Source organism: Vibrio lentus (assembly GCF_030409755.1).
GTDB classification, from domain to species: Bacteria; Pseudomonadota; Gammaproteobacteria; order Enterobacterales; family Vibrionaceae; genus Vibrio; species Vibrio lentus.
In genome coordinates this window covers 20,620-43,498 of sequence record NZ_JAUFQE010000001.1, presented here as the reverse complement: position 1 = coordinate 43,498, position 22,879 = coordinate 20,620, and the positions used below count along the sequence as shown (strand labels likewise).

General features: G+C 41.8%; 10 protein-coding genes and 4 pseudogenes. 5 read left to right on the top strand and 9 right to left on the bottom strand.

What is annotated here, in order from left to right:
- Window positions 1–35: 35 nt before the first annotated feature.
- From traI to QWZ07_RS00175, 3 genes and pseudogenes are all read left to right on the top strand, one after another.
- Window positions 36–4,565 (top strand): annotated as a pseudogene (gene traI, locus QWZ07_RS00185) (conjugative transfer relaxase/helicase TraI); the annotation flags it as partial.
- 110 nt (window positions 4,566–4,675) lie between these two features.
- Window positions 4,676–5,875, top strand: coding sequence for an IS4 family transposase (locus tag QWZ07_RS00180; RefSeq protein ID WP_132982278.1), 1,200 nt, complete (start codon window positions 4,676–4,678; stop codon window positions 5,873–5,875).
- 9 nt (window positions 5,876–5,884) lie between these two features.
- Window positions 5,885–7,150: pseudogene (locus QWZ07_RS00175) on the top strand (DUF7146 domain-containing protein); the annotation flags it as partial.
- Window positions 7,151–7,170: 20 nt separating this feature from the next.
- Here the strand turns inward: QWZ07_RS00175 and QWZ07_RS00170 are convergent.
- On the bottom strand, window positions 7,171–7,530 hold the full coding sequence (locus QWZ07_RS00170) for a hypothetical protein (protein WP_166672906.1): 360 nt from the start codon (window positions 7,528–7,530) through the stop codon (window positions 7,171–7,173).
- Window positions 7,531–8,232: 702 nt separating this feature from the next.
- Between QWZ07_RS00170 and QWZ07_RS00165 the strand changes: the two are divergent.
- Window positions 8,233–9,476, top strand: a pseudogene (locus QWZ07_RS00165) (IS1634 family transposase).
- 153 nt (window positions 9,477–9,629) lie between these two features.
- Here the strand turns inward: QWZ07_RS00165 and QWZ07_RS00160 are convergent.
- The 6 genes from QWZ07_RS00160 to darA all read right to left on the bottom strand — a co-directional run bounded on the left by QWZ07_RS00160 (window position 9,630) and on the right by darA (window position 17,329).
- A complete protein-coding gene (locus QWZ07_RS00160) occupies window positions 9,630–11,369 on the bottom strand; it encodes an ABC transporter ATP-binding protein (protein WP_192854370.1) in 1,740 nt (579 codons plus the stop codon).
- A 9-nt stretch (window positions 11,370–11,378) separates the two neighbouring features.
- Window positions 11,379–12,671 (bottom strand): darobactin maturation radical SAM/SPASM protein DarE, encoded by a 1,293-nt coding sequence (gene darE / locus QWZ07_RS00155; protein ID WP_192854368.1) that lies wholly within the window; start codon window positions 12,669–12,671, stop codon window positions 11,379–11,381.
- Between the two features lie 9 nt (window positions 12,672–12,680).
- A complete protein-coding gene (locus QWZ07_RS00150; RefSeq protein WP_192854372.1) occupies window positions 12,681–13,346 on the bottom strand; it encodes an ABC transporter ATP-binding protein in 666 nt (221 codons plus the stop codon).
- A 1-nt stretch (window position 13,347) separates the two neighbouring features.
- Window positions 13,348–14,586 (bottom strand): efflux RND transporter periplasmic adaptor subunit, encoded by a 1,239-nt coding sequence (locus QWZ07_RS00145; RefSeq protein WP_192854363.1) that lies wholly within the window; start codon window positions 14,584–14,586, stop codon window positions 13,348–13,350.
- Window positions 14,587–14,588: 2 nt separating this feature from the next.
- Window positions 14,589–16,895, bottom strand: a complete 2,307-nt coding sequence (gene darB, locus QWZ07_RS00140; RefSeq protein WP_192854361.1) for a darobactin export ABC transporter permease subunit — start codon at window positions 16,893–16,895, stop codon at window positions 14,589–14,591.
- Window positions 16,896–17,167: 272 nt separating this feature from the next.
- A complete protein-coding gene (gene darA / locus QWZ07_RS00135) occupies window positions 17,168–17,329 on the bottom strand; it encodes a darobactin family peptide antibiotic (RefSeq protein WP_192854358.1) in 162 nt (53 codons plus the stop codon).
- 181 nt (window positions 17,330–17,510) lie between these two features.
- On the opposite strand from darA, the pseudogene QWZ07_RS00130 reads away from it, so the two are divergent.
- Window positions 17,511–18,271: pseudogene (locus QWZ07_RS00130) on the top strand (transposase).
- 218 nt (window positions 18,272–18,489) lie between these two features.
- On the opposite strand, the gene QWZ07_RS00125 reads toward QWZ07_RS00130, so the two are convergent.
- Both QWZ07_RS00125 and QWZ07_RS00120 read right to left on the bottom strand, forming a co-directional pair.
- Window positions 18,490–21,717 carry a type I restriction endonuclease subunit R gene (locus QWZ07_RS00125; protein WP_192854355.1) on the bottom strand — a complete coding sequence of 1,076 codons (3,228 nt, stop codon included), beginning with the start codon at window positions 21,715–21,717 and terminating at the stop codon, window positions 18,490–18,492.
- Window positions 21,714–22,862, bottom strand: coding sequence for a DUF4268 domain-containing protein (locus QWZ07_RS00120; protein ID WP_192854354.1), 1,149 nt, complete (start codon window positions 22,860–22,862; stop codon window positions 21,714–21,716). The genes QWZ07_RS00125 and QWZ07_RS00120 overlap by 4 nt, the downstream gene beginning before the upstream one ends.
- Between the last annotated feature and the right edge of the window lie 17 nt (window positions 22,863–22,879).

The window sequence follows — 22,879 nt, the reverse complement described above, 5'->3', positions numbered from 1 at the left end:
CGGTTTGCGGCGACCCAACAAAAGGAAAACACCTTATGATGTCCATCAGTCCTCTCAAATCCGCCTCTGGCGCCGCCAAGTATTACTTGAACGAAGAAAACACACCAAATACCTTTAATACGTCACTCGAGAAAGACAGTAACGACAACTACTACCTCAAAGAAAGCAGTACCAATGAAAACACTTTTTGGCACGGTCAGTTAGCCAAAGAAGCATGCCTAATCGGTAAACCGGTTAACCAAAAAACGTTAGAGTCCGTTTTATCTGGACACTTAGGCAATGAAACCATCAAAGGTAAACGGGGCGACCATAAATGTGGTTTTGACCTGACTTTTTCAGCACCAAAAAGATTAAGCACGCTCGCACTCGTTGGCGGGGATACTCGCCTTATTGATGCACATAATGACGCGGTCAAATTCGCGCTATCGCAACTAGAAAAAGACGTGGCACAAGCCACGCACATCAATGACGAAGGCGCTCGTGAGTTCATCAATACCGAATCGATGGCCTTTGCGGTCGTCCGCCATAAAACCAGTCGTGAAAACGATCCACAACTCCATTCCCATACCTTAACGGCAAACATGACCCGCGACAAAGAAGGGCAACTGCGTACACTCGCCTCTTCTCTCAAACAAAAAGGCGGCGTCATCAATGGGACAGGCGAGCGCATTTACCATTTCCAAAAATACTACGGTATTTTATACCAGAGCCAATTGGCTAAAGAAGTTATAGAGTTAGGCTATACAACGCGAGCCCTCGGCAATGGTCAATTTGATGTTGAAGGCGTTCCTCAAGTATTAATCGACACCTTCTCCACTCGCTCACAACAAATAGAACAACAAACCTTAGACTTAGGCTTTGAATCCCGCGCGGCAAAAGACGTAGCCAACCTTGATACGCGCAAGTCCAAAACCTACGAAAGTGAGGCAACCCTCAATGTTCGCTGGCAACAAACGGTGCGCAACGCAGGACATAAGCCCGAAGAACTGGTTAAAAACGCTCTGGGGATCACTCCACAAGAACAGAACCCTGAAGAAATCGCTAAAGACGCGTTTGGTCGCGCCGTTGAACACTTAGGGCAATACAACACAGCATTAAAACTGGAAAAGATTATAGAATTAGCCGCGGCCGAGTTTACCAAAGGCGGCGTACAAGCCAATGCGATTGACCTTAAAATGGTCGCTGACCAATGGGTGAAAAACGATGCTCTCATCCCTCTTTCAGAAAAAGGTCAATACACCACTCAAGCCATGCTGAAAACCGAACAAGCGTTAATGGCGGCCAGCAAAGGGCGTTCGCGCCATATGCGCACGCCAGTCAATGACGCCACGTTAGATAAACTGAACCTCACTCAAGGCAATCGCCAAAAGGTGGCGGACATTTACCAGTCCACCAAACAGTTTCATGTGGTCAATGTGTTTGGCAACAATGAGCAAATCGCGCAAAACTTATTGAACGTCGGCAACCATGTCGGTAAACGTGTCCACTTAGTGTCACAAAACGCCAAAGACAAACACCGTCATAGCCAAACCATCCAACGTGAAAGTCATACGGTCGCCACCTGGATAAAACACCGATTTCAAGAAGAGCAGCGCCACTCTGTCCATAGTTTGTTGCACTCAGACGTCCCTATGACCAACAAAGACATCCTTCTTGTCGACAGCGCCCACAAAATGAGCGCTAATGAGTTGATGGCTTTAAACGCAAAAGCTAAGGGATCGGGTAGCAAAGTCATCTTGCTGAACAACACGTCCAGTCGCCAAGGTTTTAAATCTTATAACGCCATCGAGCTTTATCGCAGAGGCAACGTCGTCTCGCACTCTTGGGTAGACAGCAAACAGCAAGACAGTAAGGTTACCTTGCACAACAGCGATACACGCACCCTCGCTAGAGCGTATACCCACTTACCAAACAAAGAAGACACACAAGTGCTGGCGACTTCTCACCTTGAACAACGACGATTGACGGACGCGATCCGGTCCTCTCTGCAGAACGAGGGTCAACTTGCCCGCAGCGGTATCACCTTGTTCACTCAGCAGCCTCATTATTTGTCTAAGCCCCAACAAGAGTTAGCGCAACATTACAAGCCAGGTATGACCCTTCGCCATTGGGAAGACGGACAACCTCAAGAGTTAGTGGTTTCAACCTCGGATAAGGCAAACAATCGACTCCATGTCCTAAGCAAAACCGATGGACAAGAATACACCCTCGATCCCGCTTCCGCCGGATTCAAAGCCCTCAACATGCAGATCTTTAAACCTGACTCGCTGCAAGTTAACCAAGGTGAACGCCTCATGACCACAGGTAAGCACTTTCCATCTGAGTTGAACGCCAATGAGCGTTACGTAGTCACGGATATTTCTAAAGAAACCCTAACGTTAACGGACACGCAGGGCGAATCGAACACCATCCCCGTTGAAGCCCTGAAAGACGCACCACTACAATACGACTATGTCCATACCGCCAGTCATATCGAACCAAGGGCGCACACCCTCCTTTCAGGCAAAGCCTTTACGCTTTCGAAAGCGCTCTTTCACGAGCTGACCGAGAAAAGCGCGCGCATCGATGTGTTTACCGACAACCCCGATAAAGCCCAGGCCGCGCTTGAGAAAAGCGAAGTGAAGCTTTCTGCCATCGAGCGAGTCATGCAGACTCAAAACGTCAACGACCGCTACCTCTCTGAAACCACCGCCGCCACAGTCAAAAGCGACATCGAGCAAGCCCTCACTCTCTTAAACAAAGAGCACAATTCACCACTGCAAGAGAAAGCGTTGAACTTTGCCCTGGGTCATCTTTCTGAAAAAGAAGCGGCGTTTACACAAAAAGAGTTAGTCGTCGAAGCGATCCGTTACGCTTTTGAAGAGGCCAATCAACCGATAATCAAAGAGCAAATTGAAACAGAGCTCGCCAAACGCAGTGACGTCCTCTCTGCCGAATACAGCGATGGTACACGCTGGACCACCCAAGCGGCACTCGATACCGAAAAACACATTTTACGAAACATTGATCAAGGGAAAAATCAACACAAGCCGTTTGCCACCCACCAACAAGTCAAAAATTATCTCGATGCACAGCCTCGCCTTACCCAAGGACAAAAGGACGGCATCACCCTTATCTCAACGACCAAAGACAGTTTTGTGGCCGTGCAAGGTTTGGCGGGCACCGGTAAATCCACCCTGCTCGAATCCAACATTGAATTGATTCAACACGCCACCCAAGCCAGTAACCAGCCACCTTCGCAAGTGATTGGTCTGGCGCCAACGCACGCCGCCGTCAGCGAACTGGAAAGCAAAGGACTACAAGCGCAAACGCTAGAAAGCTTACTGACCGACCTAAGACGTGGCATCACCTTACCAGAGGAGTACAAAAACACCCTCTTCTTTTTGGATGAAGGCTCTATGGTCAGCAACCAACAAGCCAAAGAGCTCACCGACCTTATATTGCAAAGCGGCTCCAAAGCCACCTTGCTTGGGGATAAAGAGCAGCTGCTTTCTCTTAATGCCGGTAAACCGTTTGAATTGAGCATAAGTCAGGGCCGTATCGATACGGCTTACATGACCGACATCGTTCGTCAGAAGAATGAAATACTGCTTGGCGCCGTACACAACATTGTAGATAAGCAGCCAGACAGCGCTCTCGATAAACTATCTCAGCAAGGCCCTGATACACTCGGTAGCACGCAACATATTGTCTCAACCCTCGATGAAAATGCGAAAGACCAAAGCAAAGCGCAACTCATCGCCACCGAAAAGCTGCCATACGCGGTGGCGCAGGACTACCTTGCCCGTACGCCCGAGACGCGAGAAAACACGCTGATCATCGCTTACACAAATAATGAGCGTGACCACATCACTGAGCACATTCGTGCCGGACTGATGAAAACACGGGAGATAGGCCAAGAAAACATCATCACCACCCGATTACGCTCTACAGGTGATAGCAAAGAAGAGCTGACCACCATGATGCCTTATCAGAAAGGGCTCATTTTAAGCACGAAGCCAGGAGAGTACGACATCATTACCCACGTTAATTCGGAGCACGGTTTGGTGACTCTTCAAGACGTAAATACAGGTAAGACAAAGCCATTTTTGCCACGCAACAAAGACCACAAATACACGTCACTCTTCGTTCAATCAGAAAAGCCACTTTCAACCGGTGACAAAATCATGACCCGATTTACCGACAAAGCGCGAGGCATTAAAGCCAATGTGGAATACACCATCAGTCATGCCACCAAAGAAGAAATCACCGCGCTGTCGAAAGAGGGGCAAACGTTAAGCCTTAATCCAAACCAACTGAAAGACGGGCATTGGGATTACGCTTACACCAGAACCGCAGATATGGCGCAAGGCGCGACGTATCAGAACATCATTACCACCCTAAAGGGTAAAGGCGCACTGACGAACTTAAGACGCGCTTACATCGATTTAAGCCGGGCGAGTAGTCATGTGAAACTCTTTACTGACAGCCCAAAACAGATGATGAAGAGCTGGTTATCGAAAGAGGTCAATAAACACAGTGCCATTGAAACCATCGAGAACATTGCACCACACAGTACGCCTTACTCTTGCGAATCCCCTCATAATCAGGCTTAAAAACAATGAGGTAGACGTGCATCGCCGTCTTTGATCTAATGAATATCGCTGAACACACATTTCGAACAAGTGGGTTAATAATGCGCGACATTCAGATTCTACAACAAACCATACAAAACCAATGCCCCTCCATTCACAAAAAACGCGTTAGTTCTCTGATACTTGCTACAAAAAGTGTACTTGACGGCTCAGACTTAACGCTGACTAAACTAGGTCGCAAACTAGAAACTAATACCACGGTAAAACATGCGATCAAACGCGTTGATAGACTGCTTGGAAATCGCCAACTACATCGTGAAAAAGACCTTATTTATAAATGGCATGCCTACTTAATAACGGGCGCTAACCCATGCCCTGTGATCCTTGTGGATTGGTCTGATGTTCGTGAACAACTTCGTTATATGACGTTAAGAGCATCCGTTGCACTTGATGGTCGAGCCGTCACAATCTTTGAACAAGTTTTTGAGTATGGCCAATACAATTCACCGAAAAGTCACCAAACATTCCTCGATAAATTGCAGAGTATTTTGCCGAATAAAATCAGTCCGATCATCGTTTCTGATGCGGGTTTTAGAAATACTTGGTTCCGCCAAGTTCAGGAGAAAGGTTGGTTTTGGTTAGGTCGTGTCCGAGGTGAAGTATCAATCAAACAACCTCAAAAACCTTGGGTCTCAAATAAAACCTTTTATCCAAACGCTGTCCATAAACCCAAATATCTTGGCAACTGCTTATTAGCAAAGAGATCACCGATATCTTGTGAAGCCTATGTTTATAAGGGATTAGAAAAAGGCCGAAAAGCCCAGCGCCATAGTAGAACCAGCCAAAAACACTCCGCTACACATCTCTATCAACGCAGTGCAAAGGAGCCGTGGCTACTCGCGACTAATGTCCCTCGACATATCTTAAATGAAGTACAAATTACCAATCTGTACGCCAAGCGTATGCAGATAGAAGAAGCCTTCCGCGATCTAAAGAGTACCGCCTATGGGATCGCACTTCGTCACAACAGAACTCGCTGTACTAAGCGATTAGATATCCTGCTTCTTATTGCGTTGCTCGCTGAAATCTTGATGTGGTGGAATGGCCTAATTGCAGTACAAGCCAAATGGCATTTTGACTTCCAAGCCAACAGCATTAAACACCGCCGAGTTCTATCCATACCTCGTCTAGGGAGAGAGGTACGAAATCATCGGCGATATCAAATTAATGAATCCCAATATCAATGGGGAATGTTCGAATATCAAAGGCTCACACACAACGCAGGACTAGGGAAATTATGAGGGGATCCGTCAGCGCCTTACTTTAATGACAAAGCCCTATCTCATGAAGACGTGCGTTATCACAATAGAAACGGAGATTTTGACTACAACCAATTTAAAGAACACATCAGCCAAACGTTACCGAAATACACGGAAAGCTTAGCCATCAACCTCTTGGGGCAACCGAACCCATCTAAATCAGACCGTGATTATCTCACCTTTGGTATTGGAAAATCGGCAATAAAGGTATCGTTAACGGGGGAATATCGAGGGTATTTTAAAGACTATACCACCGGTGAAAAAGGCTCATTAATCAATTTAATGATGATTCATAAGGAAATAAATTATAAGGAGGCAATGCAAGAAGCCCACAACATCCTTAATGATCCTGATAAATACCAACTCACCGCCAACCCCAAACATGACCAATTACTGAATACGACGCCAAAACACATGGCACAATTTGAAGAGAGAGCGAAAGAATATATACAAACCAGCCAGCCACTCACAGGCACATTAGCCCAAACTTACCTCAATAAATTGGGGATTGAACACCCTAAGAATGACCATGTTCATTTTCATCAAGAGGTATATTCCTCAGAGGACAAAACATTTCACCCGGCGATGATAACTAACATTCACGATAAAAAAGGAGAAACAAAAGCGATTGAAGTGACTTATTTAGACGGGCAAGGAAATAAAGATCCGGCACTCGACATCAATCCACGGACATTAGGCACGAAATCCAAACAAATAACGCGATTTCATCAAGGCCGTGATTTACACACCACCATCATCAGTACCTCAATCGAGAATTCTTTTATGATTAATCAAGCGCATCAAGGCCAATACGACATTATCAATGTCAATCATAATAATGACATTCAGAATATATCCACCGATGAACTCAGACAGAACATTATGATTGTACTGAGTCAAGGCAATACTGATTTAAATCCCAACAACATTGAAAAAATCATGTCCAACTTTTCAGGGAGAAATATTCAATTTATTTCGCCTGACAATATGCTTGAGGAAATCAAACAGGGTATTGAACAATACCATCAACAAACGTATCAACAAAAAGAGGAATTCGACACACCCACTCAAGACTATGATTCATTAACCAACAAGCCGGACACTGATATTAATCAACACACAAAAGAAATCAAAGATAAAGAGCTTGAACACTTCGACAGCAAAGAACCCTCCCCTCAAAAATCGTTTGATTTTAATCAGGAGCGTGACAACAACAATGACCAATATAATAAACCAGACAGAGAGTTAGAGCGGTAGAAAAAGGGGTGTCCAATGGACTACCCTTTTTTTTTGCCTGCCAGAAACTCATCGACTTTATTATCGATATCAGATTTCACCTGTTGCCTAAAGGGTTTGGATTCTTTTTGTTCTCGGAATAATTTTTCACCATCAAAAGTTTGTCCATGAACCACATCAGTGATCGCAGATGAACCACGAACGACACGATAAATCTCTTCCATCAACTCACGATTCGATGGACTATCATCCTCACTGTCATTGAGTTTAATGCGCAGTGCCAACATCAAAAGTTGCCGCGTGGCCTCGGCATCACTTAACGCTTCCTTATCCCTAAACGTCTTAAAATCTTGCGCTAACTTTCCACGTAATGAGCTTTGTAATGGATAAGAACGTGTCATATTACCCTCCTCTACCCCAATTAAAAGCATTGTTATTCCAATGAAATTTCAATCAATTAATTTTATAAAACACCCACTGAGCCTTGTCAATAAGGGGCTCAATCAACATTCAATGATTTCCAATTAAAATAGCATTGAAAACGCTCTCATCGCTTTATATATAAGGGATCAATCAATATTCATTGAAAATATATATTTATCCATTGAAATTTAAGCGGCTAATTAGTGTAATTTTTGAAAATTTTTCCACGTTACTTTAAACGACTATTATATCTTTAAATTATTGTTTTTATTGTCTTTATTTTTTTAACAGACAACCATTTGCATTGATTTCAATGCGCCGTGGTGTGTGGGATTGGATTGAGGGGAAACAGGGCCACTTCGTTAACCGCTTGCATAATTTGTGCTTTCTCTAAGGCTTTATATTATTAGGTAAAGTCGCCCATATTAAAAGGGGTTGGGGTGAAAAATGGATCACACTACTAAAAAGTCACAACACCTTTTAGGAATTCAGGGCCATTCGTAAAACGAAATAACAGTAAAATATGACTTTAGAAAGGCGATATTGTATCCGTCATTCCGCCCCCAATTTAATAATTTAAATAGTGTTCTCCAGCGTTCATTTATCAGTAAAAAAAACGACACCATCTTGACCGCGCTCGGCAGTTTTGGTTTATTACTGTTATTTGACAGTCTCAAAATATGCCTACTCAACCTGTTATGAAACGCTTGGCTCATCTTGGTCTCATTGCAGCATTTTTCCATGAAATCGGCCTGCCACGAATGATGGACTCGGAGAGCACAGCAGAACACTTCACATGTTCTCCGACTTTTCAACGCTGACCACGCCCGTGTCTAGATTACTCGCCAAGGATGTTAAAGCACATCATCTTACCGATGATGTACTAATGCCCTATACGAAGCCAATGTCTCAGCGCTCTCTCAGGCTCTTGCTGAACGCGTTGTTGATAAGCTAGGTTTGACTACTGATTCTGTTCATCTTGATATCACTAGCTTTCACGTTGATGGCGAGTATGCTCAAGAGGAAGATACCAATGCTATTAGGCTCGTGAAAGGTTATAGCCGAGGCCATCGGCTTGAGCTCATTTGTGAAAACCAAGCCGGTCTTCCTGTTTATATGCAAGCGCTCAGTGGTAACACCAATGATGCCAAGGCATTCGCTGAGGTCACTAGCAAGCACATTCATTGTCTAAAAGACGTGCAAAATAGCCGTTACTTTATCGCTGATGCCGCCTTGTACACAGAAGAAAGCATCTCCTCGTTAGATGAACAAAAGCAAAAGTTCATTACCCGCGTCCCGATGATCATCAAACTCGCAAAGCAATTAAGCGCTATAGGAAATGGCTACTCAGGGTGCTGGATAGACTCTGACTACGGCAAGGTTATTCAGCGCTGGTTGCTAGTCACAATGGGCAAGCTACGAAGCAAGAAGAGATCACATTTAAAATAACTTAAAGAGAAATTTAGCAACATAAATCAATGTGTTAGATAAAATATGCAAAAAGCTATTCGCTTGCGATGCTAATGTAGAGTTGGCGCTCAAAGAGTTCAAGAAACAATGCCACTTACTGGGATTTGAACAGACCGCGACCATAAAAGTCCCTACTTTCTCTAGTCCTGGTCGCCCAAAGAAAAATGAAAAACCAACAGGGTATCAATACTTCATAGAGGCAGGACCGTTTACCGAGCTAGAAAAAGCCACAGCGTATTGAAGCATTGCTAATGATAATGACGTTGAGCCTGCTTAGCTACCCCAGCTTAGAGCACAAAATCAGAAAGCAATTAACACAAACCGAGGAGTTCTTCCCGAGCATGGTAAAGAACAAGCCAACGTCGAAACCGACGGCACGTTGGCTCTTCTTGAAGTTCGAAGGTATAGATATCTTGGAGATCAACGGTCAGGATTTATAACAGAGCTTCAATAGCATCCAACTCGGCTTTCAAAATTGTTAGGTAGACTCTATGAGGCCGTTTATTCCTGAATTGGATGCGGAAACTCGGATTAACATCTCGAATTAATAATAATTTTCAGGTGCTCAAGCTTGCATCTTCAAGTTGATTAGGTATGTGCCAACGCATTATTCAGATCCATGGCTTCGTTGATTGCCTTTACTTATACGCTTGAAATACTTATTACTAATGATTTTATGAGGGGGATCAGCTGCAACGATGTGTCCAGAATCAACGACAACAACTTGATCCGTTAGATAAATATTATTTAGATTATGGGTAACTACTAGAACAATTTTATCTTTAGAGATCTCTTTTAGATGTTGGTGAAAACCTATCTCAGTAGCGAAGTCCAATGAATTCGTTGCTTCATCAAATATCAGTATATCCTGTTCACTATAGAGCGCTCTCGCAATCGCAAGACGTTGCTTTTCGCCACCCGATAAGTTAGCAGCATTCACATGAATATAACTGTTAAAGGTTAGATCATTGTTTAGCATTACTGTGTCGAAATTTGATAGCTTAGACGCACGTTTAAGTCTGATCTCATCAACCTGAGTATACCGCGGCAATAATGTGATGTTTTCCCATAGTGTACCGCTAAAAAAGAAGGGGTCTTGCTCAACAAGAGTTACCCGTTTACTTCCTTGAAGAGTTTTTCCCTCGACTTCTCCCAACATTATTTTACCATGGTAATTATAGTATAGGCCAGATATGAGCTTTATAAGTGTACTTTTACCAGAGCCAGAACGCCCAACTATTGAGTAAATATGGTTTCTATAGAAGGTGTGCGATACGTTTTTTAATGCTGGAAACTCTGAGAAATTATAATAAAATGATAGATCAATCAGATCGATCTTATCCCCGTGAATCGTGTTGTTTTTTTTAATTCTAGTGCATTGATTATAGTCTGGCTGCAATAGAAAATTAAGATGTTTCATAGCACTTTTTGCTTTAAGTGTAATTGAATTAATATCACTAATAGAGGCAAAAGAATATGACATAAACAGTAAAACCATCACGAATGCGACTAATTCACCTGATGACATTGAGCCTGTTATAACATTCTGCCCTCCAACCCAAAGTACTAAAATGACACTGGAAAATCCACCGAATATTATCATTATAGATATGATGGAATCAAAAAAATGCAATTTTTTTGATTCTATATAGACTGTTTCAGCTTTGGATTCGATTTTATTACCCAGTAATTTCTCCATTTTGTGTATTTTTATAGACTCAATGCCAGACAAAGTTTCAATAATAGCTGAGTTAAACAGCGACGATGCATTTCTTTTTCGGTTGTTAGCTGCCGTAGCATTCTGACTTATCCGAAATATAACCAGAATCAAAACCGGCATAACCACAACAGACACTAAGGTCATATATAAATTGGTAGAAAGCAAATAAATTAATCCGCACAGTAAGGTACCAGAGGATTGAACAAAAATACTAAGAATAAAGTGAAGGTAAACATTGATAGCGTTAATATCATGGTCGACATTTGCATGCAAACTAGAGGGTGAGACTTCATCGAACAATTGTTGTTGCTTGAACATAAGCTGTCGAATAGCGAAGCTCTGAAGTTTGGTACTGAGCATTTCCTTTACATCAAAAACTAGTTTTTTTCTAAGTCCACTGCTAACTACAAAAGTGACTAATAAAAACAAAGTCATGACAACAAAATAGTTGAGCCGATCTATTGTCACTTCTCTATCAAACAACCGTTCAATCGTAGAAGCTATAAAAAACGAACTGCCAACAACCATAATGTTTAATATGATTATCAAAACTATGTGCCAAAATTTTTCGGCGCATAGCGACTTCAACTTCGCATAAACAATATTATCTGGAATAGTTTTTTCCATTATATTTGATTATTTTACTAATGATTCTTTAATGACTTTTAACAATTCACCTGTACCACAACACTTATCATTATAGCCTTCAACATGACGGGAATTAATAACACGGTCATGTGGGCAACCGCCATTACAAAAAGAAAACCACTCACATTCACCCATACGATTATGGGATTCAACCTCTTCTTTTATTGAATCTTTATTATGACGAGAATTTTCTAATAAAGTAGCCAAATCGGATTCCATTAACGAACCGTAGATACTACCAACCTCTCCAACATATTTATCACATGGAGAAACATCTCCATTAGGTTCTATAGTAACAATCTCTTGTGAACAATTACCTGACCAATAGCATGCAGACAATTTTTTTTCTTTGCCTGATAATACATCAATAAAGTTATCGAACATACGAATTTGTATTTTTTGTTGATATGAAGTATACCAAACTTTATATACACCAATCAAAAATTTAATATACTCCTGATAACTAATATAGGCTGTACCAATATCATCTCCTGGTTTAGCACGGTTATCAGGCACAATGTTTAGAAATTCAATATCATTCAATTCAATCGAAGTTAAGTAGCTGAGGAGTTTCTCCGGCTCGATATTGTACAAATCTCGGTCGACTACAATTAGCGCACCATATGGTATGCCATATAGTTTCAATTGCTTAATTCCATTTGCTACTTTATGGCTGGTTGGCCGTCCTCTTACATCGAGACGTCGGCTATCATGTATCTCCGGTACACCATCGAAACTAATACCGACAGACATGCCCATTCCTTTTAAAAAGGTGAGCCATTCCCGTGAGATATTCACAGCATTCGACTGCATAGTATTGGTAATAACATGATCTTTACGTTTAAACTGCTCTTGCAACCATATAAGCTTTTTGAAGAACTCAGTCCTTAACAAAGTCACTTCACCACCATGCCAGACAAACTCAACCCGCGATACATTAGGTATTGACAATATACGCTTCACAATTGTCACTAGTCTCTCAAACTTGATTGTTTGATTTGGTCCTTCAGCCCAAGAATGACAGTAAGTACATCTGAGGTTGCATAAACGCGTTGCCTTAAGAACAACTACTAACTTGTTTGCTCTCAATGGCTTTGCATCAAAGCTCTTATTCATTTGAAAATTAAATAACTCAAGTTCCTCGTCATCTAAAATATCACTACCTTTGATTTCACCAATCATTTGTGAAGCCAATCTATTATATTGAAAATCAGTCACTTCTAATTGATCAATCGAACTGATTGGCTCATCTACTATCTTAACAGAAATATCTCCGAGCATAATTCCCCCCTAAACTACTAGTGTTCCTTCAACCATTTTTAGTTGCCTGTTTGCCACGCTTGCCGCTTTTTCACTGTGCGTGACCATCACGATGGTGGCGTTACATGCAGTGTTCGCATACTGCAAAATATCGAGAATATTTTGTCCTGTTTTATCATCTAAATTTCCTGTCGGCTCATCAGCAAGAATGAGTTCTGGTTTACAGGCCATGACCCTTGCAATCGCAACACGCTGCTGCTGCCCCCCTGATAATTGACTCGGGTAATGTTCTTTTCGACTTGATAGCTCCATCAGTTCGAGCTCTTTCTCGGCAAGGGCGATACGCTCTTGCTGTGCGATACCACGAAACTTGAGCGGCAACATGACGTTTTCAAGTACCGTCATATCAGGAATGAGGTTGAATGACTGGAAAACATAGCCCAATAGTCCGCGCCTGTAGTTCAATTTCTGTTTTTGAGAGAGCCCACAGACATTGGTGCCATTGAGCTCAAATTGCCCTGAATCAATATTGGAAAACAACCCAATCGCATTGAGCAGGGTTGATTTTCCTGAGCCCGATTTCCCCATAATTGCCACAAACTCGCCTTTTTCGATCTGCATAGAGACATTATTTAAGGCCGTTGTTTTTAGCTTTTGGGTATAAAAGTGTTTATAGACATTCTCAAGCTTAATCATGTTAGTCAATGTATAGCTCCTCTTCGTAATTTTTATCCCAATCTAGAACAATCAACGTTTTACCAAGAAGATCCATGTTGTCTACCAGTAGGACATTACCAATGGTATTTTTGATAGAGATGGGGGTTTTTACGGCCTTAGATTGATTTTTGGAAAGCAAATAGACAAACATATTACTGTTTTCTTTGAAAGTCGCATTCACAGGGACACTGGGTTGCAACGTTTCAGTTGCGTTGGTTAGTTCGATTTCTATGGATTGTCCGACTTTGATATTTCGGGCAACGCGTTCAAGTAGGCGCACTTCAAGGTGCATACGAAACTGACCTTGTTTTACCTTTGGGAATATCTTAAGAACATTGAGTTCGACATTACGATTATCGAACGTGGCAAGTACTTGCATCGATTCATTGACGCGATCCAAGTAGAATTCACTGAGCTCGACTTCGATTAAGAAGTTATCAATGATGTCTAATGATCCAAATTCCTCTTTGGGGAGTATCTGTTGCCCTAGCTCAATGTCAAAACCAACCAAATTCCCCGAAATTGGGGCGCGAACTACTAAATTTCTCTCACTTTCCTGAAGCTTTAGTAAGAAGTTTTTTAGAATATCAACGGTCTCATTAAGCTCCGTCAGTTGATGTTGGATCTTGTTTTTCTGAGACTGGTAATAGGTCGACAACACCTTTTGCTTGGCGATCCAACGAGAGAGGTCATCTTGCAAATATTGAACATCCGATTTACTAATGAGACCTTTCGTTAGCAACCGCTCTTTTTGTTCCAGTTCTCGATCAATGGCCCTGACGTTGAAGATGGCATCTTCAAGTGACAATTGTGTCGATTTCATCTCACTAGCAAGGTTGAGACGGGTATTTCTGAGGTTACTAATCTGTTCAGAAACCTGGGCCACCTTCTCTGTAATGTTCAAAGTGTAGTCATAGTTCTCCAACTCAAGGAGTATGTCACCTTGCTGAACATAGGACTGTTTTTTGTTAATGTAGTACTTTACCCGCCCGCCAATATCAGACGACAATTTAATCGATTTTCTTGGTTTAATTGTCCCCATGGTGGTGATCTTGGTGCGAAAGCCCTCCACGGTGACTAGCTCCAACTCAGAGCTTGAGACCGTTGATATCATTCGATGTTGACTAACACCCATGAGCACAATAACAACCAGCAACACAAGGATCGCCAGTGCTATTTTGGTCTTATGGTGATGTTTTGGTTCTCTTGCCGAATCCATAATCATTCCTTCAGGTCAGCAAGAAACTGTTTTCTACTGATAACGAGGCTTAGAGAAATGATAAAGGCGATCGTTGCAGCCACAACCAATAGTGACATGACGTAATGACTTAGGCCAAATTGCACCCCATCAAGCGCCAAAATTTTCCTACTGATCGCTGCGTATCCCAACAGCACACCAACGCCAGAAGCACTGAGGTAAATGAGTATGTTATTCTTAAACACATACCAAAATATCGATTTTAATCCAGCACCTAGCTGCCTCATGATGATCAAGGCGAACCGGTTTCTCTCAACTTCAACCAGTGAATTCGTCATGGTGTTTAGCAAAAGCAGGACAATATTTAACACGATGACAAACAAAAGATAAATAACGATTGTACTCAAATCTGAATACTCTTCATCTCGGGCATCAAGGCTGGATATAAAGGTCGTATCGTTTAAGACCACCTTGGTAGCATCATCATTCACGATAAGATAATTAGCTTTTGTCTCATCAATGATGATCATAATGGGTTCAAAGGATGGCTTGGCTTTGCCCAGATAAAAGTTACTCACAACGTCAACAACTTGAATCTCTGTGACATCATCACCAAGATTGGTGTAAAAGGTATGATCAATCAATTTCTCAGCGCTGATATTGGCGAATAAGTGAGAAAACGCCTCAGTGACGATCACAAATACTCTTTTAGACGTGTCTTTTTCACGTAAGACTGGCACAGCATGGTTTTGTGTCAGTACCGTGAGTCCTAAGACGTCGACAATCTTGGGCCCTGCATAAAAATATTTGACCGGTATGATTTTTTCATCCATGGTTTGTTGCGCGGTTGAGACCGAAGCGTAACTCACCGATCTATCAAACGGATACCAACTAGTGGCTTCGGAAACCTGACCTTGTTCGGCATTAATGCGATCCCTTAAATGACGAGCCTTGCTGTCATTATGCCCATTCAATTTAGCATAATGCGTGCGTTTGATATCGTATCCATAATCGACTTGTTTAACAGAGAGCAGCTCGTAGGTCACACTCACAGAGATGAATATGACCATCGTTATTATAACGATCTGTATCATCATTATAAATTTGGTAATGTGCACCATATTGAGATCAGAAAACCTTGAGATGCCTTGGCCTTCTTGTAATGCAATCGCTTGAGAGACCACCAGAGCGATCACGGTGACATAAACGACTACCAAACAAATCAGCATCACGGCAGACATGACCCACTGAACTTCGGTACTGAGCACAGATAAGAAGGTGAACGCCTCAGTTAAAAAAAACAAAACCACATTAAAAATAGAGATCGACAGCACTGCACAACCCAGCAACGCTATTCTTCTTTCCATTAATGCGTTAAGAATGATTTGGTAATAACTTCCACCAATACTTAACATTGTTCTAATTCGCTCAACTTGCGATAACTGTATGGAAATCATTGAGCTCACAAAACCAACAAAGCCTAATAAAAAGGAGAAACCACAAACGCCATAAATTAGGTATAAGCTAGATTTGGAAAATGTCAGGCCAAGCGCATCAGAAAAGTTCAAATCATAATGTAGCTGTGAGATAGGCCGCTGCGATAATTGTATAAAAGATTCAGGGGTAAAAGGCGCACCGGGAATTTGTGGCGCATTTTCAAGGATAATCTGGTTGAGATTCAAAGGAGTTTTGTTTTTTAAATCAACAAAGACATCGACATGCGTATCATACCAGTTGTCATATTGGGACTTGATGACAGAATCAAAAGTGGGAGAAAAAGCGATGATCATATCTGGTCTGATGGATGAGCGCTTATCTAACTTAATAATGCCTTCTACTTGGTATAGACCCAGTTCGTTCAGTTTAAGCCTTTTCCCGATCAATGAACGAGGGCTTCGAGTGAGTTTTTTTGCAAAGGGCTCTGACAAGTAAACACCGTTACTACTCATTGCGAACTCACCGTCATTGGCAAGTTTTAGCATCTTCCTAGCCGATTCATCCATCGCAAGTACGTCGACACTTTTCACTTCTTCAGTGCCATAGGAGATAGTGACCGATTCACTTTTAACCCTACCGACGCTTTTAACCTGTGGGTGTTCACGAAGTTTTGGAAGTAAGGCTGCTGGGGCTTTTGAACTCTTTACATGATCGCCATTAGGTAGGTTAAATTGCGTCTCTATCTTAAATACAGTCTCGCTAATATGGCTATTTATATCGTGATCGGACCACATAAATACCAGCATCACACCAAGTAAAACCGTGCCTAATAAAATAGAAAACATACCCGTTGTGGAAGACAATGTCTTTGGGCTAGTAAAATTTTTCAACATCTAAATTCCCTATTTGGAATAATTTACTGAAAAAATCATAAGAAAAGAGTTCGATATCTTTTAATTTTTTATCTGACTTACTAAAGCGAACTAAGTATTAATAAGCTTGCCATTGACACCAAACATTGTATATTTTTAAACTAAAGCAATAAGGCAAGGTAGAACTGTGTGCTTAGATAATGTTTACAATAATCAATTACAATAAATATCTCCCATCTTATTTTCACATTGGTATAGACTGCCAAGCCATCTGACAGTCTATACCAAGAATTCTAGAATGATTTCGACCAGTTCCAAGCTGTAATAGGAGGGGCTATATTAATACTGTTTACTTTCTCCTGATCAAATTTTCTAAGTTCTAAGTTCATTTCTGAAAAACTACTCATTAACGCATCTAGTTTCTCAGAAATTGATACTTTTTCTACGATAATCATAAATTTGTTCCTTATTCATTTTACAAAAACATATACCAGCAAGGAGTAACGTATCATCGGTAGGACTGGTATGAAATTAAATTAATATAAATTATATTTGGCTTTGATGTTGCGTAATTCAGTGGAACTGAATCCAGAACCTACGAGCTGATCAGCTACATCCACTCCCTCTCGTAGCCTTATGCCTAAGCCTTTTTACAAAACAGCCAACTGGAAACAATACAACCAACCAATCACTCATTAACCGTGGTTCTCTGACCTTTTTGATTGATGAAGAAGCGGTAAGTGGCTGGACGCAAAGCAAACGGAATAAGTATGGTTGGCCTCGTCGATTCAGTGATTTAGCTATCACGACAGCGCTCATGGTGAAACGCGTATTTTCTATATTACTGAGAGTGCTACAAGGATTTAGCAATTCGATATTTAGGCTAGGCCATGTTCTGTTAAGTTGTCCGCCTTACACTTATATCAGTCGTAGAGCAAAACAAGTTGAAGTTTCATTTAAGACAAAAACGAGAGGAGCGATACAGCACCTAGCCATTGATGCTACTGGCCTTAAGGTTTATGGCGAAGGTAAATGGAAAATCAAAAAACACGCCGAAGTCTCTTTGAGGTGTCTGTGATGACGCTTAGGACACTAGAGCCTCTCACGAGGCAATTAAGATTAAGCGAGCAGCCTCCAAGAGAAGGGGCCGCCTTCTGGAAACGCGGTCATCCACGAAATCTCGCAGTGGGTTGCTAGAAGTTATATGGCTCAAATAAGTATTGGAAAGAGCGGTATGGATAACACAGACGTTCACTCTTAAACAGCGATGTATCGAGTTCAACAGTTGCTCGGGGGACGATTGAGCTTAGAAATTACAATGCGCAAACTTACGCGATGATAAAAGCGTTGAAAAGCTTACTAAGTTAGGTATGCCTGAAACTTGTCGTATTGACTAAGAAACACACGAAACGGGGCGACTCTGTATCTAAACTGAATTACGCAAAGCCCAAAAATACCTAAAAATTGGACAGAAATCATTTAGAGTCGATAGCCTACATAATCCTCAGTTCATTACTTTATGTATTCTGACCCAGCCAATACCACACTACATGTGAAAATCAGTAATGAATAAATACGTAAAAGGCAAGGTTCTAAAACCTTGCCTTTATTCTATTTAAGCAACATACCACCCATCAGCCAATACTTCAGCCTGCTCCAACACAAGCTTAATCGCTTCTTCAGCCGCATCAGGTGGGTACTTCCAACGGCGAAGTAATCGACGAACGAGGTTGCGCATACGAGCACGAACACTATCCCTCTTTTGCCAATCAACAGTGGCTGATTTACGCAGTTGGTGAGTTAACTCAATAGCAAGTTCACGTAAGTTGTCATCACCAAGCTCTCTGACCGAAGATTCGTTGTCGACCAATGCGCGATAGAAGGCAATTTCGTCGACAGAAAGGTTGAGCTTATCTAGTAACTCTCCATCTTCTTGCATCTCTTTGGCCCATTGAATCAGCTCTTCAATGACCTGAGCCGTTTCAATACTACGGTTATGGTACTTTTGCAGCGTCGACATAATACGTTCAGAGTATTTCTTCTCCTGTACGACATCATTCTTCATGCGAGATTTAACCTCATCACGAAGCAATTTTTCTAACAGCTCTACCGCGAGGTTCTTCTCTTTCATGTTCTTTACATCTTCTAAGAACTCCTCAGACAGAAGCCCAAGGTTTGGCTTATCCAGCCCAACCATAGAGAAAATATCATCAACGCCATCAGCTATAACTGCATTATTTAGAATTTGCTTTAACGCTGTATTGCGTTCTTCATCGGTGCGTTTTTTGTCTACCGTTGAATGTTTAATGAAAGCTGTCTTAATCGCAGAATAAAAAGCAATTTCGTTCTTATAACCGTGAGTTTCATCCATGGTATTACATAGAGAATATGCCTTAGTTAACGCTGCCATTACATCAAGAAAACGTCTCTTACCATCTCTTACTTGTTTGCCATTAGCATCAGTATGAGACAGTCCTGACAAATGGTTTACTGCTCCCGGTAACAAGCGCAATGCATCCGTTTCAAAGTCTGGACGGTAATTGAAGACCTTTGTATCAACGGGTGTTGCGAACATCCCCCTGATGATATCAACTTTCTCCATCAATACTGAAAACGCTTCTGCCGTATCGACGGTGGGTTGTCCTTTTCCTTGGCTGTTGGTATAGGTTTTCAATGCATTTTTAAGCTCATTTGCGATACCAATATAATCGACAACCAAACCACCGGGCTTATCTTTGAATACTCGGTTAACACGAGCAATAGCCTGCATCAGGTTATGCCCTTTCATTGGCTTATCGATATACATGGTATGACAACAAGGCGCATCGAATCCTGTTAACCACATGTCTCGAACGATAACGAGTTGAAGCTCATCGTCAGTATCTTTGTAACGCTTCTCGAATAGTTTTTTGGTTTTCTTATCGTGGATGTGAGGCTGCATCTTTTCTTTATCGGATGCAGAGCCAGTCATCACAATCTTGATTGCACCTTTATCTGTATCTGGGTGATGCCATTCTGGTTTAATTGCCACAATAGTATTATAGAGATCGACACAGATTTCTCGACTCATCGAAACAATCATCGCCTTACCGGGAAAGGTCGACGTTCGAGTGGTGAAATGTTCAACGAGATCTTTTGCGACTTGTTCAATACGAGGCTCTGCGCCTACAAGTTTTTCTAACGTCGCCCATTCTGATTTAACTTTTTCACGATCTGCCGTTTCTTCATCTTCACCGATTTCATCATCGACTTTATCGTTAAGTTGCTCTATTTCATCTTGATTGATATCAAGTTTAGCAAGGCGAGATTCGTAATAGATAGGAACCGTGGCACCATCATCGACGGCATCTTGAATATCATAGATAGAGACATATTCGCCAAATACACCACGCGTGTCTTTATCATCCATCGCGATTGGTGTGCCTGTAAAGCCGATAAACGAAGCATTAGGTAAAGCGTCACGCATATACTTAGAATAACCATAAACGTACTTGTGACCCGTTACCGTGCCATCCTTGTCCTTCACCTCAACCATTTTAGATTTATTGCCATACTGGCTTCGGTGCGCCTCATCAGAAACGACAACGATATTACTTCGTTCAGATAGTCGAGGGTGCTCTGTCTCTTCATCTAATAAAGCAAACTTTTGAATCGTCGTGAAGATAATGCCGCCAGATTGGCGAGTTAAAAGCAGTTCACGTAACGCATCACGATCATCCGCTTGCTGAGGTATTTGCTTTAACGTCTCTTGTGCCATCCCGAAGGTGTTGTAAAGCTGACCATCTAGATCATTTCTATCCGTCACCACCACGATCGTTGGGTTATTCATTGAGGCTTGCTGTAACAGTTTACTCGCGTAGCAAACCATAGAGATGCTTTTGCCACTACCTTGAGTATGCCAAACAACCCCAGCCTTACCACTGCCTTGCTTAATCTTTTCTAGTGCAGGGATAGTGCTCTCAAGGAAGTTACCAGAGGTATTTGCGGCACGAACCGTCGCCTCAACAGCCGCTCTCACCGCGTGGAACTGGTGATAGCCTGCAATCTTCTTGATAATTTTGTCATTGTCAGTTTCAAACAACACAAAGTAGCGGATGTAATCGAGCAATAGATCTTGCTTGAAGAAGCCACGAACCATGGTTTCTAATTGAAACTCTAATAACGGTCTGTCGTCCTCTGTGGTAACGGTTTTCCAAGGTAAGAATCGCTCTTTATTAGCAGTTAAAGACCCAACACGCGCAGTCCAGCCATCGCTGACAATCAAAGCTTCATTGAAAACAAACAGATCTGAAATTTCATCTTTGTAGGTCTGAAGCTGATTGAAAGCATTCCAAATATCGGCATGCTCATCGGCTGGATTTTTTAACTCGATAACAGAGATTGGTAAGCCGTTAATAAACACCACAACATCAGGGCGGCGGTTTCCTTTGGTACCTGTAATCGTAAACTGATTCACGATAAGGAACTCATTGTTATCAGGCGTCGTGAAATCCATTAACTGAGCATGAGCATGCTTCGTTTTCGATTCACCGTCTTCAACAGCCGTGTATTCAACAGGCACCCCTTCAATCACAAACTTATGGAAGGCGCGGTTATTTTTAATAAGAATTGGCGTATCAGGTGAAGAAACCGTGTTAACAACATCGTTCAGAGCCTCTATCGGCAGCTCTGGGTTGATTATTGTTAACTGATTTAATAGCCTTTGTTTTAAAACAACTTGATGGTAATCATCACGCTCTGGAGAATCTCCATCAGGTGCGATGTCATAGCCATTTTTATACAGGTAACCTTGGTCGGTGAACCATCTAATACATTCTTGTTCTAACTGGTCTTCAGTGATCATGCCTCGGCTCCACCCTCAAAAGTAGTATTTTTTAATTTATCACTTGCCACTTGAAGTGGAGATTTAAACGCTTTTTCGAGTAAGATCATGTGCTCGACTAACCAGTCAATCATCTCTTGCCATTGTTCTCGATCGTACCCATCAAACTCTTTTCGTAGCTGAACTCTAGATGCTTTTTTATCATCTAACCGCAACCACTCCAAAGGTTGACCAAAAGAGGATTCGATTGAACTGATCTGTTCTAGTAACTGGTCAAACAAGAACTTGTTTTCTAAACCTCCAGTACGAGTCATTTCAAGTTGAACTCGAACCTCTCTAACACCAAAGATCAAAGTAAACGGACAAGAACGAACACCAGAGCCAGCACTTAGCCAGTGATCTTTGCTTGGATTGATATTGTTGAACAAATCGCATTGGCTACTCTTCATGGATTCTAATGCTCTCTCCCAAAAGGCCATTCGGATTCGGTGTCGATTCTTAAGTTCTGCTTCTGTGTTCTTTTCTTCAGCTTCTTTGGCATTCATTCCAATCATCAATTCCTTAGCTTCAGGAGTCGGAATGATCTGCTCAACGTTAAGAAAAAGATCTTCAGCCATTGAATAAGGCGTCACTTTAAAGCATTGAATTTGAATGCCGTGATTCAATAACCACAATGCCGTACTTGTCACTTCCTTTCTAAAGTTGGCTGCAACTAACATCAAGCGTTGATTCATACCAGAGTTAAGAACGACTTCACTCAAATCAGGAGCATCTAGAAATTCACATAATTGAGATTTTGCATCACCACCACCGCAATACTTAATTAGATAGCCCTGATAAATATCGACAATTTGTGACTTGGTTAGATTAGAACAATAAGACGCATATTTAAGAGCCTGCCACATAACATCACGACCAGTATCATCAAGCTTGTTTTCTATAATGATAAGGTTCCCGTCTTTATCCATAGCTAATAGATCAAGACGCTCTCTCGTATCATCAAACCCATCGAATTCTTTTTGAATGATAAGTAGCTCTTCGCCTAAGGCGTCTGGTTGGTTCGCTAGCCATTCTTGCAGGTGATCACGTTCTCGAAAACCAAGATCACTAAAACGTTTAGTTTCTATTCTTGAAATTCGGTTGGATTCCTTATCAATTTTAAACACGTCTTATTGTCCTTATT

What these genes read in the sequence shown, in the direction of transcription:
- darB (WP_192854361.1), bottom strand. Translation starts at nt 16,895, where the DNA reads ATGTTGAAAAATTTTACTAGCCCAAAGACATTGTCTTCCACAACGGGT.
- darA (WP_192854358.1), bottom strand. Translation starts at nt 17,329, where the DNA reads ATGATTATCGTAGAAAAAGTATCAATTTCTGAGAAACTAGATGCGTTA.
- darE (WP_192854368.1), bottom strand. Translation starts at nt 12,671, where the DNA reads ATGCTCGGAGATATTTCTGTTAAGATAGTAGATGAGCCAATCAGTTCG.
- QWZ07_RS00160 (WP_192854370.1), bottom strand. Translation starts at nt 11,369, where the DNA reads ATGGAAAAAACTATTCCAGATAATATTGTTTATGCGAAGTTGAAGTCG.
- QWZ07_RS00125 (WP_192854355.1), bottom strand. Translation starts at nt 21,717, where the DNA reads ATGATCACTGAAGACCAGTTAGAACAAGAATGTATTAGATGGTTCACC.
- QWZ07_RS00170 (WP_166672906.1), bottom strand. Translation starts at nt 7,530, where the DNA reads ATGACACGTTCTTATCCATTACAAAGCTCATTACGTGGAAAGTTAGCG.
- QWZ07_RS00180 (WP_132982278.1), top strand. Translation starts at nt 4,676, where the DNA reads ATGCGCGACATTCAGATTCTACAACAAACCATACAAAACCAATGCCCC.
- QWZ07_RS00150 (WP_192854372.1), bottom strand. Translation starts at nt 13,346, where the DNA reads ATGATTAAGCTTGAGAATGTCTATAAACACTTTTATACCCAAAAGCTA.
- QWZ07_RS00145 (WP_192854363.1), bottom strand. Translation starts at nt 14,586, where the DNA reads ATGGATTCGGCAAGAGAACCAAAACATCACCATAAGACCAAAATAGCA.